Below are 22,033 nucleotides of genomic sequence, written 5' to 3' on the forward strand. Positions count from 1 at the left end.
ATCGACGTATGTTTAAACGATTGATGATGGTGGCTATGCTGGTGATTGCCCCGCTTAGCGCAGCAACTGCAGCCGACCAAACGAACCCGTACAAACAGATGAATGAGGCGGCGCAGAAGACATTTGACCGTCTGAAGAATGAACAACCTAAAATCCGCGCAAACCCGGATTACCTGCGTCAGGTTGTCGATCAGGAACTATTGCCATACGTGCAGGTTAAATATGCGGGTGCGCTGGTACTGGGTCGCTACTACAAAGATGCGACCCCTGCTCAGCGTGAAGCCTATTTTGCCGCATTCCGTGAATATCTGAAGCAGGCCTACGGCCAGGCTCTGGCGATGTACCATGGCCAGACTTATGAAATTGCACCAGAGCAACCGCTGGGTGATGCGACCATCGTGCCTATCCGCGTAACCATCATCGATCCAAACGGTCGCCCTCCGGTACGTTTGGATTTCCAGTGGCGTAAAAACTCCCAGACCGGTAACTGGCAGGCTTATGACATGATTGCTGAAGGCGTAAGTATGATCACCACCAAACAAAATGAGTGGAGCGACCTGCTGCGTACCAAAGGTATTGATGGCCTGACGGCGCAGCTGAAATCTATTGCTCAGCAGAAAATCACTCTGGAAGAGAAAAAATAATGACGCAGTCACTCACCTGGACGCGTGAAGGCGACAAGCTGGTGCTGGTGGGGGAGCTGGATCAGGACGTGTTAAACCCATTATGGGATGCGCGAATTGAGGCGATGAAAGGGGTATCCTGCATCGACCTGAACCAGGTATCCCGGGTAGATACCGGCGGTCTGGCGTTACTGTTGCATCTGATTAATCAGGGCAAGCAGCAGGGAAACAGCGTTTCGCTCACTGGTGTTAACGATAAAGTGTACACGCTGGCGCAGCTTTACAATCTGCCTGACGACGTCCTTCCGCGTTAATTTTTCCAGGCCGGATAAGGTCTTGTGCCGCTATCCGGCAAAACCCCTGAGGGGGATCTGCCACTAAAGCCTTGTCTGATTTATCAGCGAGGCTTTTTGCTTATTTATGACAGCGCCACTTTGCTCTAAGATGTTGGGCTGTTTTCACTATCTGACGAATGAAGAGCCCATGGAAAATAATGAAATTCAGAGCGTGCTGATGAATGCACTCTCCCTCCAGGAAGTCCACGTTTCTGGCGACGGCAGTCACTTTCAGGTTATTGCCGTGGGTGAGATGTTTGAAGGCATGAGCCGGGTCAAGAAGCAGCAATCGGTCTATGGCCCGTTGATGGAGTACATTGCGGACAACCGCATTCATGCCGTGTCGATTAAGGCGTTTACCCCAGCGGAATGGGCGCGCGATCGCAAACTTAACGGTTTTTGAGCTACGGGTGATGTGCCGGTAGCGAAGATAAATTCTTAACAGAGAACAGAATAATGGATAAATTTCGTGTTCAGGGGCCAACTAAGCTCCAGGGCGAAGTCACAATTTCAGGCGCTAAAAACGCCGCACTGCCGATCCTGTTTGCGGCGCTGCTGGCTGAAGAACCTGTAGAGATCCAAAACGTCCCGAAACTGAAGGACGTTGACACATCAATGAAGCTGCTGAGCCAGCTGGGTGCGAAAGTTGAGCGTAATGGTTCTGTGCACATCGATGCGCGTGATGTGAACGTCTTCTGTGCGCCGTACGATCTGGTGAAAACCATGCGTGCATCCATTTGGGCGCTCGGGCCGCTGGTTGCCCGCTTTGGTCAGGGCCAGGTTTCACTGCCGGGCGGCTGCACCATCGGCGCACGTCCGGTTGACCTGCACATTACCGGCCTGGAGCAGTTAGGCGCGACTATTAAGCTGGAAGAAGGCTATGTGAAGGCGTCCGTTGAGGGCCGTCTGAAAGGCGCGCATATCGTCATGGACAAAGTGAGCGTCGGCGCGACGGTCACCATCATGTGCGCAGCAACGCTTGCCGAAGGCACTACCATCATCGAAAACGCCGCGCGCGAGCCGGAGATCGTGGATACCGCGAACTTCCTGATTGCGCTGGGCGCGAAGATCACGGGTCAGGGCACCGATCGTATTACCATCGAAGGTGTTGAGCGTCTTGGCGGTGGTGTTTATCGCGTTCTGCCAGATCGTATCGAAACCGGTACCTTCCTGGTGGCGGCGGCAATTTCTCGCGGCAAAATTATCTGCCGTAATGCACAGCCGGACACGCTGGATGCCGTACTGGCGAAGCTGCGTGATGCGGGTGCGGATATTGAAGTGGGTGATGATTGGATCAGCCTTGATATGCACGGTAAACGTCCGAAAGCCGTCAATGTGCGTACTGCACCGCATCCGGCGTTCCCTACCGACATGCAGGCCCAGTTCACGTTGCTGAACCTGGTAGCTGAAGGGACCGGCTTCATCACGGAAACCGTGTTTGAGAACCGCTTTATGCACGTGCCTGAGCTGAGCCGTATGGGTGCTCACGCAGAAATCGAAAGCAATACCGTGATTTGCCACGGCGTGGAAACGCTCTCTGGCGCACAGGTTATGGCGACCGATCTGCGCGCATCTGCAAGCCTGGTGCTGGCAGGGTGTATTGCTGAAGGTACGACGGTAGTCGACCGTATTTATCACATCGATCGCGGCTATGAGCGCATCGAAGATAAACTGCGTGCGCTGGGCGCAAACATTGAGCGCGTGAAAGGCGAGTAATCGTCAACGTCTCTTGTAACCCCCAGTTCAGTTGGCCGGGGGTTACAGCTCAATGTTCATTCCGGATTCTTTTTCTCTCTGCGACTCCTCATCATCCGCGTTCTGTCGATGAACTCATGCGTTTTGGCATCGTGATAGCGTGACGGCCAAATCACCCAGGGGTCAGTTCCCAGTGCCCGGGCGATAATCAACTCACCTTTTGGCCATGGTCTCGTTAACGCATTGGCCAGCGTTGATGAACTCAATCCATTTTTACGTGATTCAGCGGCCATTGAGGTCCCTTTCTTGCGCAGTCCGGCGATGATGTCGGCCGGATGCCAGTCAATCAGCTTGCTTTCCATCAATTCATCTCTCCTTTGGTTAACGGCTTACGGTTTCACGATCGGTTGTGCCGACACTATAACGCCCGAAGAACGAATGTTCTAAAATGTTCATGTAAAGTGTGCGTATATTCAGAATATGCCAAGGTTCTTCGTGATTATCTGGAAGGGGGAAATGATTACTGGAACTTATAAGAAAATCCCGTGCAGGGCACGGGATGAGGGAGGATGCTGTAGGGAATTAACGGTCGCGCTGTACGGCAATATGTGCCAGACCAATCAGCGCTTCTCTCCACGGTGTATCAGGCAGCACCTGCAGCGCAGCGATGGCTTTATCAGCCTCTTCTTCTGCCCGCTGACGGGTCCATTCCAGAGAACCACAGGCGTTCATCGCTTCCAGAACCGGTTCCAGAAGGTGACGACCATTACCTTGCTCAATGGCCTGGCGGATCATTAGCGCTTGTTCTGGGGTGCCGTGGCGCATGGCATGCAGCAGTGGCAGCGTTGGTTTACCCTCGTTGAGGTCATCACCGACGTTTTTACCCAGCTGCTCGCCATCTGCGCTGTAATCCAGCAAATCGTCAATTAACTGGAAAGCGGTACCGAGATAACGGCCATAATCCTGCAACCCTTTTTCTTGTTCTTCGCTACAGCCAGCCAGAATACCTGAACATTGGGCTGCCGCTTCAAACAAACGCGCGGTCTTACTGTAGATGACGCGCATATAGTTTTCTTCGGTGATGTCCGGGTCGTTGACGTTCATCAACTGCAAGACTTCGCCTTCGGCAATGACGTTGACTGCTTTCGACATGACTTCCAGCACTTTCAACGAGCCAAGGCTGGTCATCATCTGAAATGCACGGGTATAGATAAAATCGCCAACCAGCACGCTGGCCGCATTACCAAACGCCGCATTTGCTGTGGCTTTCCCACGGCGCATGTCTGACTCATCCACAACATCGTCGTGCAGTAGGGTCGCTGTGTGGATAAACTCGATGAGGGCCGCAATCGTAACGTGCGCATTTTCCTGGTAGCCAACGGCCCGCGCGGCGAGGACGGCGATCATTGGGCGAATGCGTTTTCCGCCGCCGCTAACGATGTAGTACCCCAGTTGATTGATCAACTGAACGTCGGAATTGAGCTGTTCAAGGATTGTCGCATTGACCCCCGCCATATCTTGCGCGGTTAACTCATTGATTTTTTCTAAATTCATCGCAAAAGCCGGGCTTCTCGCCCCGATTACCTTACTGTGTGGGAAGGTAACGTCGGGTTTAGGGTTATAAATATATGCTGATTGTACTGAAAAAACGCCGTAGATAAACGTTACCGTACGTGTTGTGTTTTTTTTCTTCATGTATTGACGGTAGCACTTGTCAAAGGCTCGCGTTTTGCGTAATATTCGCGCCCTATTGTGAATATTTATAGCGCACTCTGAATCATCAAAAAGGTGTGCGCGGAAGCGGAGTTTTTTATGTACGCGGTTTTCCAAAGTGGTGGTAAACAACACCGAGTAAGCGAAGGTCAGACCGTTCGCCTGGAAAAGCTGGACATCGCAACTGGCGAATCTGTTGAATTCGCAGAAGTTCTGATGATCGCAAACGGTGAAGAAGTCAAAATCGGCGTTCCTTTCGTTGATGGCGGCGTTATCAAAGCTGAAGTCGTTGCTCACGGTCGTGGCGAGAAAGTTAAAATTGTTAAGTTTCGTCGTCGTAAACACTACCGTAAGCAGCAGGGCCATCGTCAGTGGTTCACTGATGTGAAAATCACTGGCATCAGCGCTTAAGTTAAGGGGAGCAGATTAAATGGCACATAAAAAGGCTGGCGGCTCGACTCGTAACGGTCGCGATTCAGAAGCTAAACGTCTGGGCGTAAAACGCTTCGGCGGTGAAACAGTTCTGGCTGGTAGCATCATCGTTCGTCAACGTGGTACTAAATTCCACGCTGGCTCCAACGTTGGTTGCGGCAAAGACCACACTCTGTTTGCTAAAGCAGACGGTAAAGTGAAATTTGAAGTGAAAGGCCCGAAAAACCGTAAATTCATCAGCATCGTTGCTGAATAAGTTTTTCGCGTCCCGGTAACGGATAAAAGCCCCGCAACACGTTGCGGGGCTTTTTACATTCGACGGCCGGTAAATACGCTCGTCGCGCCGTGACAACCCGGAAACGAGCCCTTGCAGGGAATACGGCATGAAGCAGCAGGCAGGCATTGGTATTCTGTTAGCACTCACAACGGCGGTATGTTGGGGCGCTTTGCCAATAGCAATGAAGCAAGTGCTGGAGGTGATGGAGCCTCCTACCGTGGTGTTCTACCGTTTTTTAATGGCAAGCGTTGGCCTTGGCGCTATTCTTGCGGTTAAAAAAAAGCTCCCTCCGTTGCGTATTTTTCGCAAAGCGCGTTGGCTGGTGTTGCTGGCTATCGCAACCGGTGGGCTGTTCGGTAACTTCATTCTGTTTAGTTCATCCTTGCAGTATTTGAGCCCAACGGCTTCGCAGGTTATCGGTCAGCTGTCACCGGTTGGTATGATGATCGCCAGCGTCTTTATCCTGAAAGAAAAGATGCGCGGCACGCAGGTGATTGGCGCCATTATGCTTCTGAGCGGTCTGGTCCTGTTTTTTAATACCAGTCTGATCGAAATTTTTACCCGACTCACCGATTACACCTGGGGCGTTATCTTTGGTGTCGGTGCGGCGATGGTCTGGGTGAGCTATGGGGTCGCGCAAAAGGTGTTATTGCGCCGCCTGGCATCACCGCAGATCCTGTTTTTACTGTACACTTTATGTACGATTGCGTTGTTGCCGCTGGCTAAACCCGGTGTCATCACGCAGCTCAGCGACTGGCAGCTGGCATGCCTGATATTCTGCGGCCTGAATACGCTGGTAGGATATGGCGCTCTCGCGGAAGCAATGGCGCGTTGGCAGGCGGCGCAGGTGAGCGCTCTTATCACGCTCACACCGCTGTTTACGTTGTTATTTTCAGATTTATTATCACTGGCCTGGCCCGATTTCTTCGCCAGACCGATGCTAAACCTATTAGGTTATCTCGGTGCGTTTATCGTGGTTGCGGGCGCGATGTATTCCGCCATTGGTCATCGAATTTGGGGCGGTTTACGTAAGCATGAAACGGTGGTTTCGCAACCCCGCTCAGGCGAATGATTTACGGAGAGTAAAATGAAGTTTGTTGATGAAGCATCGATTCTGGTCGTTGCAGGTGATGGCGGTAATGGTTGCGTCAGCTTCCGCCGCGAAAAGTACATCCCAAAAGGCGGTCCGGACGGTGGTGATGGTGGTGACGGTGGTGACGTTTGGCTGGAAGCCGACGAAAACCTGAACACGCTGATCGATTACCGTTTTGAAAAATCATTCCGTGCGGAACGTGGTCAGAATGGCGCGAGCCGTGATTGCACCGGTAAGCGTGGCAAAGACGTTACCATTAAAGTACCTGTTGGTACGCGTGTTATCGATCAGGGTACGGGCGAAACCATGGGCGACATGACCAAACACGGTCAGCGTCTGATGGTCGCTAAAGGTGGCTGGCACGGTCTGGGCAACACCCGTTTCAAATCCTCGGTTAACCGTACTCCGCGTCAGAAAACAATGGGTACGCCGGGTGATAAGCGCGATCTGATGCTGGAGCTGATGCTGCTGGCGGACGTGGGTATGCTGGGCATGCCAAACGCCGGGAAATCGACGTTTATCCGTGCGGTGTCCGCGGCGAAGCCGAAAGTCGCTGATTATCCGTTTACCACCCTGGTGCCGAGCCTGGGCGTGGTGCGTATGGACAACGAAAAGAGCTTCGTGGTTGCCGACATTCCGGGACTGATTGAAGGCGCGGCTGAAGGCGCAGGCCTGGGTATCCGCTTCCTGAAACACCTGGAACGTTGCCGTGTACTGCTTCACCTCATCGATATCGATCCGATTGATGGCTCTGATCCAGTTGAAAACGCCCGTATCATTATTGGCGAACTGGAAAAATACAGTCAGGATCTGGCATCTAAACCGCGCTGGTTAGTGTTCAACAAAATTGATTTGATGGACAAGGCTGAAGCGGAAGAGAAAGCGAAAGCGATCGCCGAAGCGTTGGGTTGGGAAGGTAAATATTACCTGATCTCTGCCGCCAGCCAGCTGGGCGTGAAAGATCTCTGCTGGGATGTGATGACCTTTATCATCGAGAACCCGATTGTTCAGGCTGAAGAAGCGAAACAGCCAGAGAAAGTTGAGTTCATGTGGGATGATTATCACCGCCAGCAGCTCGCTGAAGTCGAAGACGAAGCGGAAGATGACTGGGATGACGATTGGGACGAAGACGACGAAGAAGGCGTTGAGTTCATCTACAAGCGTTAATCGCATTAAAAACCCCGGCCATGTTGCCGGGGTTTTTGTTTCCAGGTCTCACTGTAGGCCGGATAAGGCACGTTAATGCCGCCATCCGGCAATCAAATTACCCATTTAGTTGTTCTGATAAATATCCTTGTACAACCGGCTCTCGAAGCGCACCAACGGAATACGGCGATTACGCTGGTCAGCTGGCTCTACCGCATAACCAGATAAATACTGCACGAATGCCATGCGTTGGCCGCTTGCCGTGGTGATGAAACCTGCGAGGTTATAAACCCCCTGCAGCGAGCCTGTCTTCGCCGATACTTTGCCATCCACACCAGCCTGATGCAGACCCGCACGGTATTGCAGAGAGCCGTCGTGGCCCGCCAGCGGCAGCATAGTGATAAAGTTCAGCTCGTTATCGTGTTGAGCGATATATTGCAGCACCTGCATCATGGTCGCTGGGGCAATCAGGTTATGGCGGGAGAGGCCAGAACCGTCGGCAATAATGGTGTTGCCGATATCAACGCCTGCCTGCTGACGTAAAATCTGGCGTACGGCATCAGAACCCGCCCGCCAGGTGCCCGGCACGTTAAATCGGGCATGACCAATCATACGGAAAACGGTATCGGCAATCATGTTGTCCGATTTTTTCAGCATAATCTTAAGCAGGTCGTGCAGCGGTGCCGACTGCTTACTGGCGATCACCGTTCCCGGTTCGTTGACCAGCGTCTGGCGCAGCAGCGTACCGCTGTAGGTGATACCTGCTTGTTTTAGCTCATCTTTGATAATTGCCCCGGCATAGCTGGCACCGTCCTGAATGGCGAACGCCAGCGGCAGCGGATCGGCTCGTTGTGGCAGGCATCCAGTCAGCGTATAGCGGTTGAGATCGCCGGGAACCACATCCAGTTCACAATATTGCGCTTCCGCAGAACCTCGGGCGAGAGTACGCACCTGACTGAACATGGTGACCGGGTAATAAGATGCCACGCGAATAAAGGCGAGATCGTTGGGTTTTTGCGCGCTGTAGAGTGAAACCGAGAAACAGTTTCTATCGACAATAGCCGCTGCGGGTGGTGCGCTAAAACACTGCGTCATGTCGTTCCAGGGCCAACCGGGCGCTTTATCATGACTGGCAAAAATAGAGGTGTCGATTAGGACATTCCCGGCAATTTGCGTCACACCTGATTTTTTCAGGGTTGCCACCATATTGCGAATATCCTGGCGTTTTAGCGTCGGATCGGCACCAAATCGTGCCACTAAGTCACCTTTCAATACGCCGCCTTCCACGCTGCCTTTGGTCTCAAGCGTGGTGGTAAAACGAAAGTCAGGCCCGAGCTGAATCAATGCCGCCAGCGCGGTGATTACTTTCTGGGTACTGGCGGGCAGCGCCATCTGCTGGCTATGAAAATCAATCGCAGGTGCAGGTGCGCCAACCTTCTGTACCATAAGGGCGAGGTTGGCCCCGGCAGGGAGCTGATTGATATACTCGTCGACGTTCGCAGCCTGAACGCTGAACGCTATACTGGCAGTCAATCCGATGGTAAATCTGGAAAATCGCATAATCTCGCGCTAACAACCTGGAAACAGGCCGTCATACTACGGCGCAACGCCCCAAAAAGTAAACGATGACCCATAAGGAACTCCAGGGTAAAATGATCATCAAATAGAGAATTGTAGCTGACCTGGGACCTTGAGCCCCGGGTCGGTATTTTTTTGCTTCTGACTCTGGCATGACACACGCCAGGGTGGGCTTAGCAGCCGGGGTGAGAGCAACTACCCCCTACAGGAATGTTCAAGAGGTATAACAAATGCAAGCTATCCCGATGACCTTACGTGGTGCTGAAAAACTGCGCGAAGAGCTGGATTTTCTGAAATCTGTGCGCCGTCCTGAAATTATTGCCGCTATCGCTGAAGCGCGTGAGCACGGTGACCTGAAAGAGAACGCGGAGTATCACGCGGCGCGCGAACAGCAGGGTTTCTGCGAAGGACGCATTAAAGATATCGAAGCTAAACTGTCCAACGCGCAGGTAATCGACGTTACTAAAATGCCGAACAATGGCCGCGTTGTTTTCGGTGCGACGGTTACCGTTCTGAATCTCGATAACGATGAAGAGCAGACATGGCGTATTGTCGGCGATGATGAAGCCGATTTTAAACAGAACCTGATTTCAGTGAACTCGCCTATCGCTCGTGGCCTGATCGGTAAAGAGCAGGATGACGTCGTAGTTATCAAAACGCCGGGCGGCGAAGTGGAATATGAAGTGACGAAGGTAGAATACCTGTAATTCGCATCTTGGTTAAGATGTTGATACATTGTAAAGAAAGGAAAAAGGCCGCATAGCGGCCTTTTATCAACGAAGAGAGCGTGGCATTTTGCTCTCCTGCTAGCGGAAAACCCCGCGTTTTACACAAACTTCGTGTGCAACTTTGGGATATTCTTAGCGTGGCAGCGAGATTTTACGTTCTTTAGTCGGGCGATACAGTACCAGCGTTTTGCCGATGACCTGTACATTGCAGGCGCCGGTTTCGCGTACGATAGCTTCCACGATCAAGGTTTTAGTATCGCGATCTTCCGAGGCGATTTTCACCTTGATAAGTTCATGGTGCTCTAACGCTTGTTCAATCTCGGCCAGTACCCCTTCGGTCAAACCATTATTGCCAAGCATAACTACAGGCTTGAGCGGATGTGCCAGACCTTTCAGGTGCTGTTTTTGTTTAGTACTCAGATTCATCGTATATTTTTGCTTACGTTGGGATTGAAAACGGGTCATTCTACCGCCATCTCCCATATATCACCAAATAGCTGTGTAGAAATTTACACCATTGGTTACGATGAACTGCCCTTTGGGAATGTGAAATGACAGGTAAAAAGCGTTCTGCCAGCTCGAGTCGCTGGCTTCAGGAACACTTTAGCGATAAATATGTTCAACAGGCGCAGAAAAAGGGGTTACGTTCCCGTGCCTGGTTTAAACTTGATGAAATACAGCAAAGTGACAAAATTTTTAAACCGGGGATGACAATAGTTGATCTCGGTGCTGCACCCGGTGGCTGGTCGCAATATGCAGTTACGCAGATCGGCAACACCGGCCGCATTATCGCTTGCGATCTTTTACCTATGGATCCAATCGTTGGTGTGGACTTCCTTCAGGGCGACTTTCGTGATGAATTAGTCCTGAAAGCGTTACTTGAACGCGTAGGTGACAGTAAAGTACAAGTTGTCATGTCTGATATGGCGCCAAATATGTGTGGAACACCGGCGGTGGATATTCCCCGGGCCATGTATCTGGTAGAGCTGGCGCTTGGAATGGCTCGTGATGTATTAGCGCCAGGTGGTAGTTTTGTAGTGAAGGTGTTCCAGGGCGAAGGCTTCGATGAGTATCTAAGAGAGATTCGCTCCCTGTTTACGAAGGTCAAAGTTCGTAAGCCGGACTCTTCTCGCGCCCGTTCGCGTGAAGTGTATATTGTAGCGACCGGGCGTAAACCATAACCGGCAGATTTCAAACGAAAGTTTGAAAGAAACTGGATATAGAGTATCCTGACGCTGTTTTTAACACAGTTGTAATATGAGGTTAATCCCTTGAGTGACATGGCGAAAAACCTAATTCTCTGGCTGGTCATTGCCGTTGTGCTGATGTCAGTATTCCAGAGCTTTGGGCCCAGCGAGTCTAATGGCCGTAAGGTTGATTACTCTACCTTCCTGCAAGAGGTCAATCAGGACCAGGTTCGTGAAGCGAAGATCAACGGACGTGAGATTAACGTTACCAAGAAAGATAGTAACCGTTACACGACCTACATCCCGGTTAACGATCCGAAGCTGCTTGATAACCTGCTGACCAAAAACGTCAAGGTTGTTGGCGAACCACCTGAAGAGCCGAGCCTGCTGGCTTCTATCTTCATTTCCTGGTTCCCAATGCTGCTGCTGATTGGTGTCTGGATCTTCTTCATGCGTCAGATGCAGGGCGGTGGTGGCAAAGGTGCCATGTCGTTCGGCAAGAGCAAAGCGCGCATGCTAACGGAAGATCAGATCAAAACGACTTTTGCTGACGTTGCGGGTTGTGACGAAGCAAAAGAAGAAGTCGCCGAGCTGGTTGAGTATCTGCGCGAACCGAGCCGTTTCCAGAAACTGGGCGGTAAAATCCCGAAAGGCGTCCTGATGGTTGGTCCTCCGGGTACGGGTAAAACCCTGCTGGCGAAAGCTATCGCAGGTGAAGCGAAGGTTCCATTCTTCACAATTTCCGGTTCTGATTTCGTGGAAATGTTCGTGGGTGTCGGTGCATCTCGTGTGCGTGACATGTTCGAACAAGCCAAGAAAGCGGCACCGTGCATCATCTTCATCGATGAAATCGACGCCGTAGGTCGCCAGCGTGGCGCAGGTCTGGGCGGTGGTCACGATGAACGTGAACAGACGCTGAACCAGATGCTGGTTGAGATGGACGGCTTCGAAGGTAACGAAGGTATTATCGTTATCGCAGCAACTAACCGTCCGGACGTTCTTGACCCTGCGCTGCTGCGTCCAGGCCGTTTCGACCGTCAGGTTGTGGTTGGTTTGCCAGACGTTCGCGGTCGTGAACAGATCCTGAAAGTGCATATGCGTCGCGTACCGCTGTCTCCGGATATCGATGCGGCAATCATTGCACGTGGCACGCCTGGCTTCTCCGGTGCGGACCTCGCGAACCTGGTGAACGAAGCGGCGCTGTTTGCTGCTCGTGGCAACAAGCGCGTAGTGTCGATGGTTGAGTTCGAAAAAGCGAAAGACAAAATCATGATGGGTGCGGAACGTCGCTCCATGGTGATGACGGAAGCGCAGAAAGAATCTACCGCGTATCACGAAGCTGGCCACGCGATTATCGGTCGCCTGGTACCGGAACACGATCCGGTGCACAAAGTAACGATTATCCCGCGCGGTCGTGCGCTGGGTGTGACCTTCTTCCTGCCTGAAGGCGACGCAATCAGCGCCAGCCGTCAGAAACTGGAAAGTCAGATCTCCACACTGTACGGTGGCCGTCTGGCGGAAGAGATCATCTACGGTGCTGAACATGTTTCTACCGGTGCGTCGAACGACATTAAAGTCGCGACTAACCTGGCGCGTAACATGGTTACTCAGTGGGGCTTCTCCGATAAACTCGGTCCGTTGCTGTACGCTGAAGAAGAAGGCGAAGTGTTCCTGGGACGTTCTGTGGCGAAAGCGAAACACATGTCCGATGAAACCGCTCGCATTATCGATCAGGAAGTTAAGCTGCTGATTGAGCGTAACTATGACCGTGCACGTCGTTTGCTGAACGAAAACATGGACATTCTGCACTCAATGAAAGATGCGCTCATGAAATATGAGACCATCGATGCGCCGCAGATTGACGATCTAATGGCTCGCCGCGACGTACGTCCGCCAGCGGGTTGGGAAGAACCGGGTTCTTCTAACAACAACTCTGGTAGCACCGGTAAGCCGAGTGCACCGCGTCCGGTTGATGAACCGCGTGCGCCGGACTCTGGCACTATGTCAGAGCAACTGGGCGACAAATAAGTTATCGTTGATGATGACCGTGTTTTAATTGAAAACCCTGGGGCTTGCTCCGGGGTTTTTCTTATCTGCATATTCAAGATTTTACCAGGGATAAAACTATGAAACTCTTTGCTCAGGGTTCTTCACTGGATCTCAGCCATCCGCACGTCATGGGGATTTTGAACGTCACGCCAGACTCATTTTCCGATGGTGGAGCGCACAACTCTCTGGTTGAGGCGGTAAAACACGCAAACCTGATGATTAACGCCGGGGCGACTATCATTGATGTGGGCGGTGAGTCCACGCGTCCGGGCGCGGCTGATGTGAGTGTGGAAGAAGAGTTGCAGCGAGTGATCCCAGTGGTCGAGGCGATTGCTCAGCGTTTTGAAGTGTGGATTTCGGTCGATACCTCAAAACCCGAAGTGATTCGCGAATGCGCCAGAGTTGGCGCGCATATCATCAATGATATTCGCTCGCTCTCGGAGCCTGGAGCGCTGGAAGCCGCAGCGGAAACCGGATTGCCGGTTTGCCTGATGCATATGCAGGGGCAGCCGAAAACCATGCAGGAAGCACCAAAGTATGAGGATGTTTTTGCTGAGGTAAACCGTTACTTTGTTGAGCAAATAGCACGTTGCGAGCGGGCTGGAATCACAAAAGATAAATTGTTGCTCGACCCCGGATTCGGATTCGGTAAAAATCTCACTCACAACTACACATTACTGGCACGTTTGTCTGAGTTTCATCATTTTAATCTGCCATTGCTGGTTGGGATGTCACGAAAATCAATGGTTGGCCAGTTACTGAATGTGGGGCCATCTGAACGCCTGAGCGGTAGCCTTGCGTGCGCGGTGATTGCCGCAATGCAGGGGGCGCAGATCGTTCGTGTCCATGACGTCAAAGAAACCGTAGAAGCGATGCGTGTGGTGGAAGCCACATTGTCTGCAAAGGAAAAAAAACGCTATGAGTAATCGTAAATATTTTGGCACTGATGGGATCCGCGGTCGCGTAGGCGATGCCCCAATTACTCCTGACTTTGTGCTCAAGCTGGGCTGGGCTGCAGGGAAAGTGCTTGCTCGTCATGGTTCACGTAAAATTATTATCGGTAAAGATACGCGTATTTCCGGCTATATGCTGGAGTCTGCGCTGGAAGCGGGCCTGGCTGCCGCCGGACTCTCAGCCTCATTCACAGGGCCAATGCCAACACCCGCCGTTGCGTATCTGACGCGCGCCTTCCGTGCTGAGGCCGGGATTGTTATCTCCGCTTCGCACAACCCGTACTATGACAACGGGATTAAATTCTTCTCTACCGACGGGACTAAACTGCCAGATGCAGTGGAAGAAGCCATTGAAGCCGAGATGGAAAAAGCGATCACCTGCGTGGATTCCGCTGAACTGGGTAAAGCCACGCGTATCGTTGATGCTGCCGGTCGTTATATCGAGTTTTGCAAAGGCACCTTCCCGAACGAACTGAGCCTGAATGAACTTAAAATTGTGGTGGATTGCGCTAACGGTGCGACGTACCACATTGCGCCAAATGTACTGCGTGAACTGGGTGCAAACGTGATTGCCATTGGCTGTGAGCCAAACGGTGTGAATATCAATGAAGAAGTCGGCGCCACCGACGTCCGTGCTCTGCAGGCGCGCGTGATTGCGGAAAAAGCCGATCTGGGTATTGCGCTGGATGGCGATGGCGACCGTGTCATTATGGTTGACCACGAAGGTAATAAGGTCGATGGCGATCAGATCATGTACATCATCGCCCGTGAAGCCCTGCGTCAGGGTCAGCTGCGCGGTGGCGCGGTAGGTACGCTGATGAGCAACATGGGCCTCGAGCTGGCGCTGAAACAGCTGGGTATTCCGTTTGCCCGTGCAAAAGTTGGCGACCGCTATGTGCTGGAAAAAATGCAGGAAAAAGGCTGGCGTATCGGTGCCGAAAACTCAGGTCATGTGATCCTGCTGGACAAAACCACCACTGGTGACGGTATCGTGGCGGGTCTGCAGGTGCTGGCGGCGATGGTACGCAACCATATGAGCTTGCACGACCTGTGCAGCGGCATGAAAATGTTCCCACAGCTGCTGGTTAACGTACGATACACAGCAGGTAGCGGCGATCCACTGGAACATGAAAATGTGAAAGCGGTGATGGCGGAAGTGGAAGCGGCGCTGGGTAACCGTGGACGCGTCCTGCTGCGTAAGTCTGGTACCGAACCGTTAATTCGTGTGATGGTTGAAGGTGAAGACGAAGCGCAGGTGACTGAATTCGCCCACCGTATTGCCGATGCTGTGAAAGCGGCGTAATTCCGAAGAAAGTGAAAGCCGGAGTCTGAGACTCCGGCTTTTTTTTACTGTACGGCAAGCGGCTGTTTACGTCGGCGCTGCCAGAAGTAACCACCGACCATCAGTAGCACAAGGACTGCCAGCCACGGCAGAACCGCCAGCAGATGCCCAGACCGGGCAAAGGTTAACGCAATCATCAGTAGCCAACCGCCCAGCATCGGAATCGCGGTACGCTTAACAATATCCACAGGCGAGACACCTGCAATCCCTGCGATAGCAATGATTACGCCGGCGATGGGCGATAGCGTACGACCAATACCCGCCGAGATCTGGATAGGCAACATCATGACAGCGATATCGCTACCGATATGACGGCTGATGTCCGGCACCATGGGTGCGAAGGAGAAAAATGCCGCATTCCCGGAGCCCATCAGCGCTGAAATTGCGAAGGTGATCAGGGTCATCAGCAGGATAATAGAGGCGGCGCTGAGGCCAAATTCACCGGAAAGTGACAACAGTGCGTCAACGGCACCAATGGCTTTCAGTCCGGCGGAAAAGACTTCACCGGCGATAATCAGTGTTACGACGGTGGCAAAAACGCTGCCCATGCTGTCGAAAACCTTTTGTACGCCAGCCATCACCTCGCGCGCCTTGCGATGACGGCAGTACTCACAAACCAGCGTAATAGCGAGACTTATCAGTACGGCGGTATCCAGCGTGATCTTGAGAGAGCTGAATACTAAATCGCTGCACACCAGCATCAATACCAGCGGCAGCATGGGCAGAAACAGCCAGGCTATAGGTGCGTCGGCTTCATCAGTCGCCGTTAATGTCTGCATTTGCTGAGCTGCATTGTCGCCACTTTCCCGACGGTCAAAAAAGCGTTGCACAACAATATGCAGTAGGGCGATGAAAAGAATGACGGGCACAACGATCGGCAACTGATCCTGCACGAAATAGTTCACGACCTCGATGCCTGCGGTTTTGGCGGCGAGAACAGAGTTGCCGGAGCCGGGGCCAAACTCAACCGCACAGGTACTGGCGATAACGGCGGCAACCGCGGCGCGGCTACAGCCAAGACGGGTAAGCAGCGGGTAAAGCGTCGCCATCAGCAGCAGACCCAATCCGGTGGCGCTGCTGATAAACAGCGACAGGAATTGACCCAATAGCAGTGCCAGCCCCAGCAGCAGATATGGCGAGTTCAGCCGTTGCAAAGGACGAGACGTCACCCGAACCAGTACCTGGCTTGCGCCAATAGCTGACATGTAGGTGGCAAAACCACCAATCAGCATAATTTGCAGTCCGAGGCCGCCGAGACGCACGCTCAGGGTATCGCGAATAAACTCAAAGGCGTCAAAGGGGCCAAATCCGGTGCTCTTTTTCACCAGGCCACTGAGTGAGGTCATTCCGCTAAAATGCGCGATAAGCAACAGCACAATTCCGGTCAATAACAGTACCGACTGGGGGTGATATTTTTTGAGGATCAGACGTCCGGCAAAAATGATGGCGATTAGCGCCAGTAGCAATGACATTCTTGCCCCCTTACTCGAAGTTGCCGGTAACCAGGCACTCGCCATCCCGCAGCAACGGTTTACCCGCGGCAAACAGATGGGCCAGCGAGAGGTCATCATTGAGTACACAGATATCGGCACGTTCCCCGGCGCAGAGCACGCCCCCGGAAATACCCAGCGAGCGCGCAACGTTTGCCGTCAGCATCGCGATGGCCTGTGGCACCGGAATCCCGACATCAATCAGGCGAGGAAGCAGGTTAAGATTGCCTGCGACCGGTGCCGCGCTTAAACCTTCAACGATACCCTGAGCGTTAAAGCGCGGAACGCTGCCATTGCCGTCAGAACTGATCGTGATGCGCTCCGCCGGAACCTGTGCTTCGAGTGCGTGGAGAATCGCTTGCTCCTGAGGCATAAAACGACTGCCACCGGACGTAACATCGATATGGCCGCCGCGATGGGCGAAAGCAATCGCCTGTTCGAACAAGGGCTCAGTTCTCGCAACATGCGTCGGTGAAATATGGTGAATCGGAATACCCGTATCACACAGCTCAATAAGTTGCGACATCCCTTCCGGCAGATTCCCCAGGTGCACATGCAGCAAGCCTTTTTTCCCAGCCAGCAGGGAAGCGACGCGAATATCGCTCACTATCCTCAGCAACTCCTGGAAAGAGGGGTAAGAGCCACGGTGATCGGCGAGGGCGATTTTTACACCAAGAATTGCCGGAATGAAGGCCATATCATCGCGGATGGATCGCGTAATAGTTGGGCTGGGAACGGCGTAGGCTCCCGTGTGCATAAACGCGCGTAATCCCTCAAGGTTGAGAGACTGCATTTTTGCGTAGAGGTCTTTGGGTGAACGAGAAATGGCATCGGTGCCTAACACGCCAACCACCGTGGTAATACCTGCCTGAATCAGGTCGCGCAGCTTGACGGCGGGCGTCCGACTGGCAAATCCGGCTTCACCACCGCCACCGGTAAGATGAACATGCTGATCGATGATGCCAGGGATAACCCATTTACCCCGACAATCGATGACCTCGTTGATGCCATCAAACAATGAAATATCTTTTTCTACCGCCACAATTCGGTCGGCATGAATGAGCAGGGAGCAGAGGCCTAAATCCTCAGGAGAAAAAACACGGGCATTGGTCAATAAAGTAAACATAGCGGTCCTGTCAAACGTCGAGGGTGAGAGTCGGCAGGTGAAACGAAATATTGTTGTTATGATGCCCACCATAAAGCCATTACTATAACTATGACTATTACCGATTTGTTATTGGAGGATGCGGTTATGGCATGGCGGAGAGCACAACGTGGATTGTAAGTGGCTGGAAGATTTTCTGGCCTTGAGCCAGCATGGAAACTACTCTCAGGCCGCGGCGCAGCGGCATATTACTCAACCGGCGTTGAGTCGGCGTATAAAGGCGCTGGAAGAGGTGCTGGGCGTGCCTTTGTTTGACCGGACAACGACCCCTGTCACGCTGACGCGCTATGGTGAACGCTTTGAACCTTATGCCCGGCACGTTCTCAGCACGTTAAGAGAGGCAAGCCATGAGCTGTCGGCGATGACGCCAGCAACGGATAACACGCTGGTGATGGTTAGCCTGCATACGCTGTCGGTGAATATCCTGCCGGATATGATCAACTACCTGCGACAGAGTGAGCCGCAGTTAAACTTTACGGTAAACGCCAGTATCCAGGGGATAGACAACCACTTCAATGCCCTGATGAACCGGCAAATTGATTTACTGGTAACCTACGATTTACCGTCTGCCCAGCCAGGGCTGGAGATCGCCGGAGGGTTAAAACGTTCACTATGGCGGTATGAGCGATTTATACCGGTTATTTCCGCCCAGTTGGCTGATGCGCTTAATGATCCGCATGCTCCGATTCCGTGGCTTTGCTACAGCGACTACACCTTTGTCAGACGTATTATTGAGTCGGCAGAACAACGCGTCCGCCCACGGCTAAAAAAAGTATTTGAGAGTGGTTTAAGCGAAACGATACGAGAAATGGTACTGCGCCATATGGGAATGGCCTGGTTACCTGAATCGATGGTGGCGGAAGAATTGGTGAATCAGCAAATTATTCACTGCTGGCCAGAAAATACAGACCTGATTTGTGAAATCCCCGTTGTGGTATGGGCGAATCTTGAGGATCAACGTGCCGTTATGCAGAGATGCTGGGAGAAGTTGCTGCGTTTTTGATTGATATGGCGATTTTTTCCGCAGTTGATACAATGCTAACAAATTGCCCTTGCGAAGGTTATTCGCTTTGGTTAGTATTCACACCCGCTTCAGTGGGAAACAGTAAATATTCCCGCTTTAATGGTCGAAGCATTGTACGCGGCAACTCCGCAAGGAACAGGTTGATTATGCACGAAGCTCTTTTAGTAGTTTTCCTTATTGTGGCAATTGGCCTGGTAGGCTTGATCATGCTGCAGCAAGGCAAAGGCGCTGATATGGGAGCCTCTTTTGGCGCAGGCGCTTCTGGTACTCTGTTTGGTTCAAGTGGTTCTGGTAACTTCATGACCCGTATGACAGCTGTATTGGGAACCTTGTTCTTCATCATCAGTCTGGTGCTGGGTAACATGAACAGCAATAAGACCAATAAAGGAAGCGAGTGGGAAAATCTGAGCGCACCGGCGAAAACCGAGCAAACTCAGCCAGCTGCTCCGGCTCAGCCGACCAGCGATATCCCACGCTAAGTATTCTGTACCGAGGTGGTGGAATTGGTAGACACGCTACCTTGAGGTGGTAGTGCCCTAACGGGCTTGTGGGTTCGAGTCCCATCCTCGGTACCAAATTCCAAAAAAAAGACGCTGCAAAGCGTCTTTTTTTTCGTCTGTTATTTGTGGCTATCCTGTAGGTCGGATAAGGCGTTAACGCCGCCATCCGACATTATTACAACGCCTGATGGCGCTACGCTTATCAGGCCTACAGGCATCCTATATTCCGCGCATAAAAAAGGCCGCTTTCGCGGCCTTAAGATAGTGAATCTTTACTTCGCCTTATTTTCCAGATTCTCAACCTGCGGCAGGCCGGTTGCGGAAGAGGCGGTCAGCAGGCCAGACTGCGCATAGCCGAACAGCTTCTCGCGGGTATCGGTGATATCCAGATTACGCATGGTCAACTGACCGATACGGTCGTCCGGAGAGAATACGGAGTCGCCTTTTTCCATCGTCAGACGTTCTGGTTTGTACGTCAGATTGTCAGACACGGTGTTGAGGATTGAGTAGTCATTACCGCGACGCAGTTCCAGCGTCACTTCACCGGTAATCTGGCTGGCAACCCAACGCTGCAGACCGTCACGCAGCATCAATGCCTGCGAGTCGAACCAACGGCCCTGATACAGCAGTTTGCCCAACTGACGACCATGAGAGTGATATTGCTCAATGGTGTCTTCGTTATGGATACCGGTCAGCAGACGCTCGTAAGCGATGTGCAGCAATGCCATCCCCGGGGCTTCGTAGATGCCACGGCTCTTCGCTTCAATGATACGGTTTTCAATCTGATCGCTCATACCCAGACCGTGACGGCCGCCGATACGGTTGGCTTCCAGCATCATCTCAACGTCGTCGCTGAAGGTTTTACCGTTCAGAGCAACCGGATGACCCTGTTCAAAACGTACGGTCACTTCTTCTGCCGGGATCTTCACGCTCTCATCCCAGAACTTCACGCCCATAATCGGGTTAACGATTTTGACGCTGGAGTTCAGGAATTCCAGATCTTTTGCTTCGTGAGTCGCACCGAGCATATTGGAGTCTGTTGAGTACGCTTTCTCAACGGACATTTTGTAGTCGAAACCACAGGCAATCATAAATTCGGACATCTCATGGCGACCGCCGAGTTCATCGATAAAATCGGTATCCAGCCATGGTTTGTAAATCTGCAGTTCGGCGTTGGTCAGCAGACCGTAACGATAGAAACGTTCAATATCGTTACCTTTATAGGTGCTACCGTCACCCCAGATATTTACGCCATCTTCTTTCATGGCGGCAACCAGCATGGTGCCGGTCACGGCACGGCCCAGCGGGGTGGTATTGAAATAGGTCAGTCCGCCGGTGGTGTTGTGGAATGCACCGCACTGAATGGCAGCGATCCCTTCGGCAACCAGCTGCTTACGGCAATCTACCAGGCGAGCATTCTCAGCACCATATTCCATTGCACGGCGAGGAATGGCGTCATAGTCATCCTCATCCGGCTGGCCCAAATTCGCAGTATATGCATATGGGACAGCCCCTTTTTGTCGCATCCACAGCAGTGCTGCACTGGTGTCCAGGCCGCCGGAAAAAGCGATACCAATACGTTGACCTACCGGGAGATGCTTGAGAATCGTCGTCATAAAATAAAACCCTGCTTGATAGACTGGTGAAGAGGTCGGCTTATTATACTAATTGCATTTTTATGCAAAATAAATGAGTTTTCATTTAATCATCTTTTCTGGATGACAGGAAGAGTTTAGTGATAATTTCGTTAAATAACGGCGTGGGCGGCATATTTATCTTGCTGGGCTAGCGCTGGGCAGCATTCATTGATTTGCATAGTCGTAACAAGGTTGACATAACGCATAGTGAATCAATATACTGTGCGCAGATTTTACGTCCCGTCTCGGTACCAAATCCCAGCAGTATTTGCATTTTTTACCCAAAACGAGTAAAATTTGCCACGTTTCAGGCGCGGGGTGGAGCAGCCTGGTAGCTCGTCGGGCTCATAACCCGAAGGTCGTCGGTTCAAATCCGGCCCCCGCAACCACTTTCCCTTAGAGTTCTTTTTCAAATATACTGTGAAGACTTAGGCCTTCGTAGCTGGATTTGAAAAAAATTCTTTCGGAAGGTTCTCCGAACCGCAGGTGCGGTTATAGGGTTCAGTTATCTAAAGCCCCGATTTATCGGGGTTTTTTGTTATCTGACTACAGAATAACTGGGCTTTAGGCCCTTTTTTTATGTCTTGGGGGTGGGCTTGTCCACATTAGAGCAAAAATTAACAGAGATGATTACAGCGCCAGTTGAAGCCCTGGGCTACGAACTGGTCGGCATCGAATTTATTCGTGGTCGCACATCCACACTGCGCATCTATATTGATAGTGAAGATGGCATCAATGTTGATGATTGTGCTGATGTGAGCCATCAGGTAAGCGCCGTGATGGATGTCGAAGACCCAATCACCGTTGCCTATAACCTGGAAGTCTCCTCTCCGGGTCTCGACCGTCCTCTGTTCACAGCTGAACACTACGTGCGTTTCCTGGGTGAAGAAGTCACGCTGGTTCTTCGTATGGCGGTACAAAACCGTCGTAAATGGCAGGGCGTTATCAAAGCGGTGGACGGTGAGATGATCACGGTCACAGTCGAAGGCAAAGATGAAGTGTTCGCGCTGAGTAATATCCAGAAGGCGAACCTGGTTCCCCACTTTTAACAGTCTGGATTGAGGTG

Annotated in this window: 23 protein-coding genes and 2 tRNA genes; 18 read left to right on the forward strand and 7 right to left on the reverse strand. The window is 52.1% G+C overall.

Annotation, left to right across the window (positions count from 1 at the left end):
- Positions 1 to 8: 8 nt before the first annotated feature.
- The 4 genes from mlaC (at position 9) to murA (ending at position 2,674) form a co-directional block, all read left to right on the forward strand.
- Entirely contained in the window at positions 9 to 644 is a 636-nt protein-coding gene (mlaC, locus tag OGY17_RS00450; RefSeq protein WP_008785928.1) for a phospholipid-binding protein MlaC, read from the forward strand.
- The gene (gene mlaB / locus OGY17_RS00455) at positions 644 to 937 is read left to right on the forward strand and encodes a lipid asymmetry maintenance protein MlaB (RefSeq protein WP_003025045.1); all 294 of its coding nucleotides are present in this window, start codon (positions 644 to 646) and stop codon (positions 935 to 937) included. Before mlaC ends, mlaB begins: the two co-directional genes overlap by 1 nt.
- Positions 938 to 1,106: 169 nt before the next feature.
- Positions 1,107 to 1,361, forward strand: coding sequence for a BolA family iron metabolism protein IbaG (gene ibaG / locus OGY17_RS00460; protein ID WP_003025040.1), 255 nt, complete (start codon positions 1,107 to 1,109; stop codon positions 1,359 to 1,361).
- 53 nt (positions 1,362 to 1,414) lie between these two features.
- Positions 1,415 to 2,674: a UDP-N-acetylglucosamine 1-carboxyvinyltransferase gene (gene murA / locus OGY17_RS00465; protein WP_032945112.1), complete on the forward strand. Its 1,260-nt coding sequence runs from the start codon at positions 1,415 to 1,417 to the stop codon at positions 2,672 to 2,674.
- Positions 2,675 to 2,730: 56 nt separating this feature from the next.
- Here the strand turns inward: murA and sfsB are convergent, their stop codons facing one another.
- Complete coding sequence (gene sfsB / locus OGY17_RS00470; RefSeq protein ID WP_003025035.1) at positions 2,731 to 3,015, reverse strand: DNA-binding transcriptional regulator SfsB; 285 nt, start codon at positions 3,013 to 3,015, stop codon at positions 2,731 to 2,733.
- Positions 3,016 to 3,235: 220 nt separating this feature from the next.
- Complete coding sequence (ispB, locus tag OGY17_RS00475) at positions 3,236 to 4,207, reverse strand: octaprenyl diphosphate synthase (RefSeq protein WP_003839953.1); 972 nt, start codon at positions 4,205 to 4,207, stop codon at positions 3,236 to 3,238.
- Between the two features lie 258 nt (positions 4,208 to 4,465).
- Between ispB and rplU the strand changes: the two genes are divergently transcribed.
- From rplU to cgtA, 4 genes are all read left to right on the forward strand, one after another.
- Positions 4,466 to 4,777 carry a 50S ribosomal protein L21 gene (gene rplU / locus OGY17_RS00480; RefSeq protein WP_003025032.1) on the forward strand — a complete coding sequence of 104 codons (312 nt, stop codon included), beginning with the start codon at positions 4,466 to 4,468 and terminating at the stop codon, positions 4,775 to 4,777.
- A gap of 19 nt (positions 4,778 to 4,796) precedes the next feature.
- Positions 4,797 to 5,054 carry a 50S ribosomal protein L27 gene (rpmA, locus tag OGY17_RS00485; RefSeq protein WP_003025030.1) on the forward strand — a complete coding sequence of 86 codons (258 nt, stop codon included), beginning with the start codon at positions 4,797 to 4,799 and terminating at the stop codon, positions 5,052 to 5,054.
- A gap of 127 nt (positions 5,055 to 5,181) precedes the next feature.
- Positions 5,182 to 6,147: a DMT family transporter gene (locus OGY17_RS00490; RefSeq protein WP_008785922.1), complete on the forward strand. Its 966-nt coding sequence runs from the start codon at positions 5,182 to 5,184 to the stop codon at positions 6,145 to 6,147.
- Positions 6,148 to 6,162: 15 nt separating this feature from the next.
- Positions 6,163 to 7,335 carry an Obg family GTPase CgtA gene (cgtA, locus tag OGY17_RS00495; RefSeq protein ID WP_003828732.1) on the forward strand — a complete coding sequence of 391 codons (1,173 nt, stop codon included), beginning with the start codon at positions 6,163 to 6,165 and terminating at the stop codon, positions 7,333 to 7,335.
- A 105-nt stretch (positions 7,336 to 7,440) separates the two neighbouring features.
- On the opposite strand, the gene dacB is transcribed toward cgtA, so the two are convergent.
- Positions 7,441 to 8,874 (reverse strand): serine-type D-Ala-D-Ala carboxypeptidase, encoded by a 1,434-nt coding sequence (gene dacB, locus OGY17_RS00500; protein WP_191215376.1) that lies wholly within the window; start codon positions 8,872 to 8,874, stop codon positions 7,441 to 7,443.
- Between the two features lie 248 nt (positions 8,875 to 9,122).
- On the opposite strand from dacB, the gene greA reads away from it, so the two are divergent.
- Positions 9,123 to 9,599, forward strand: a complete 477-nt coding sequence (gene greA / locus OGY17_RS00505; RefSeq protein ID WP_003025019.1) for a transcription elongation factor GreA — start codon at positions 9,123 to 9,125, stop codon at positions 9,597 to 9,599.
- Between the two features lie 153 nt (positions 9,600 to 9,752).
- Here the strand turns inward: greA and yhbY are convergent, their stop codons facing one another.
- Positions 9,753 to 10,046: a ribosome assembly RNA-binding protein YhbY gene (gene yhbY / locus OGY17_RS00510; RefSeq protein ID WP_003025016.1), complete on the reverse strand. Its 294-nt coding sequence runs from the start codon at positions 10,044 to 10,046 to the stop codon at positions 9,753 to 9,755.
- Positions 10,047 to 10,171: 125 nt separating this feature from the next.
- Here yhbY and rlmE point away from each other — a divergent pair, with 125 nt between their 5' ends.
- The 4 genes from rlmE to glmM all read left to right on the forward strand — a co-directional run bounded on the left by rlmE (position 10,172) and on the right by glmM (position 15,112).
- The gene (gene rlmE, locus OGY17_RS00515; protein ID WP_003025015.1) at positions 10,172 to 10,801 is read left to right on the forward strand and encodes a 23S rRNA (uridine(2552)-2'-O)-methyltransferase RlmE; all 630 of its coding nucleotides are present in this window, start codon (positions 10,172 to 10,174) and stop codon (positions 10,799 to 10,801) included.
- A gap of 99 nt (positions 10,802 to 10,900) precedes the next feature.
- A complete protein-coding gene (gene ftsH, locus OGY17_RS00520; RefSeq protein ID WP_003025013.1) occupies positions 10,901 to 12,835 on the forward strand; it encodes an ATP-dependent zinc metalloprotease FtsH in 1,935 nt (644 codons plus the stop codon).
- 98 nt (positions 12,836 to 12,933) lie between these two features.
- Complete coding sequence (folP, locus tag OGY17_RS00525) at positions 12,934 to 13,782, forward strand: dihydropteroate synthase (protein WP_048225717.1); 849 nt, start codon at positions 12,934 to 12,936, stop codon at positions 13,780 to 13,782.
- Complete coding sequence (gene glmM / locus OGY17_RS00530) at positions 13,775 to 15,112, forward strand: phosphoglucosamine mutase (RefSeq protein WP_008785919.1); 1,338 nt, start codon at positions 13,775 to 13,777, stop codon at positions 15,110 to 15,112. Before folP ends, glmM begins: the two co-directional genes overlap by 8 nt.
- A gap of 44 nt (positions 15,113 to 15,156) precedes the next feature.
- On the opposite strand, the gene dcuC is transcribed toward glmM, so the two are convergent.
- Both dcuC and iadA read right to left on the reverse strand, forming a co-directional pair.
- Positions 15,157 to 16,623, reverse strand: coding sequence for a C4-dicarboxylate transporter DcuC (dcuC, locus tag OGY17_RS00535; protein WP_003025006.1), 1,467 nt, complete (start codon positions 16,621 to 16,623; stop codon positions 15,157 to 15,159).
- Positions 16,624 to 16,633: 10 nt separating this feature from the next.
- The gene (iadA, locus tag OGY17_RS00540) at positions 16,634 to 17,767 is read right to left on the reverse strand and encodes a beta-aspartyl-peptidase (protein WP_286606220.1); all 1,134 of its coding nucleotides are present in this window, start codon (positions 17,765 to 17,767) and stop codon (positions 16,634 to 16,636) included.
- 148 nt (positions 17,768 to 17,915) lie between these two features.
- Between iadA and OGY17_RS00545 the strand changes: the two genes are divergently transcribed.
- The 3 genes from OGY17_RS00545 (at position 17,916) to OGY17_RS00555 (ending at position 19,405) form a co-directional block, all read left to right on the forward strand.
- Positions 17,916 to 18,809: a LysR family transcriptional regulator gene (locus OGY17_RS00545; protein ID WP_103014950.1), complete on the forward strand. Its 894-nt coding sequence runs from the start codon at positions 17,916 to 17,918 to the stop codon at positions 18,807 to 18,809.
- 167 nt (positions 18,810 to 18,976) lie between these two features.
- A complete protein-coding gene (secG, locus tag OGY17_RS00550; protein ID WP_003025000.1) occupies positions 18,977 to 19,309 on the forward strand; it encodes a preprotein translocase subunit SecG in 333 nt (110 codons plus the stop codon).
- A gap of 9 nt (positions 19,310 to 19,318) precedes the next feature.
- Positions 19,319 to 19,405, forward strand: a tRNA-Leu gene (locus OGY17_RS00555).
- A 197-nt stretch (positions 19,406 to 19,602) separates the two neighbouring features.
- Here the strand turns inward: OGY17_RS00555 and argG are convergent.
- Positions 19,603 to 20,946: an argininosuccinate synthase gene (argG, locus tag OGY17_RS00560; RefSeq protein WP_079934952.1), complete on the reverse strand. Its 1,344-nt coding sequence runs from the start codon at positions 20,944 to 20,946 to the stop codon at positions 19,603 to 19,605.
- A gap of 333 nt (positions 20,947 to 21,279) precedes the next feature.
- Between argG and OGY17_RS00565 the strand changes: the two genes are divergently transcribed.
- Both OGY17_RS00565 and rimP read left to right on the forward strand, forming a co-directional pair.
- A tRNA-Met gene (locus OGY17_RS00565) sits at positions 21,280 to 21,356 on the forward strand.
- Positions 21,357 to 21,563: 207 nt separating this feature from the next.
- Positions 21,564 to 22,016, forward strand: a complete 453-nt coding sequence (gene rimP, locus OGY17_RS00570; RefSeq protein ID WP_003024996.1) for a ribosome maturation factor RimP — start codon at positions 21,564 to 21,566, stop codon at positions 22,014 to 22,016.
- Positions 22,017 to 22,033 lie beyond the last annotated feature (17 nt).

The sequence above is a fragment of the Citrobacter sp. Cpo126 genome, assembly GCF_030332445.1.
Taxonomy (GTDB): domain Bacteria; phylum Pseudomonadota; class Gammaproteobacteria; order Enterobacterales; family Enterobacteriaceae; genus Citrobacter; species Citrobacter portucalensis.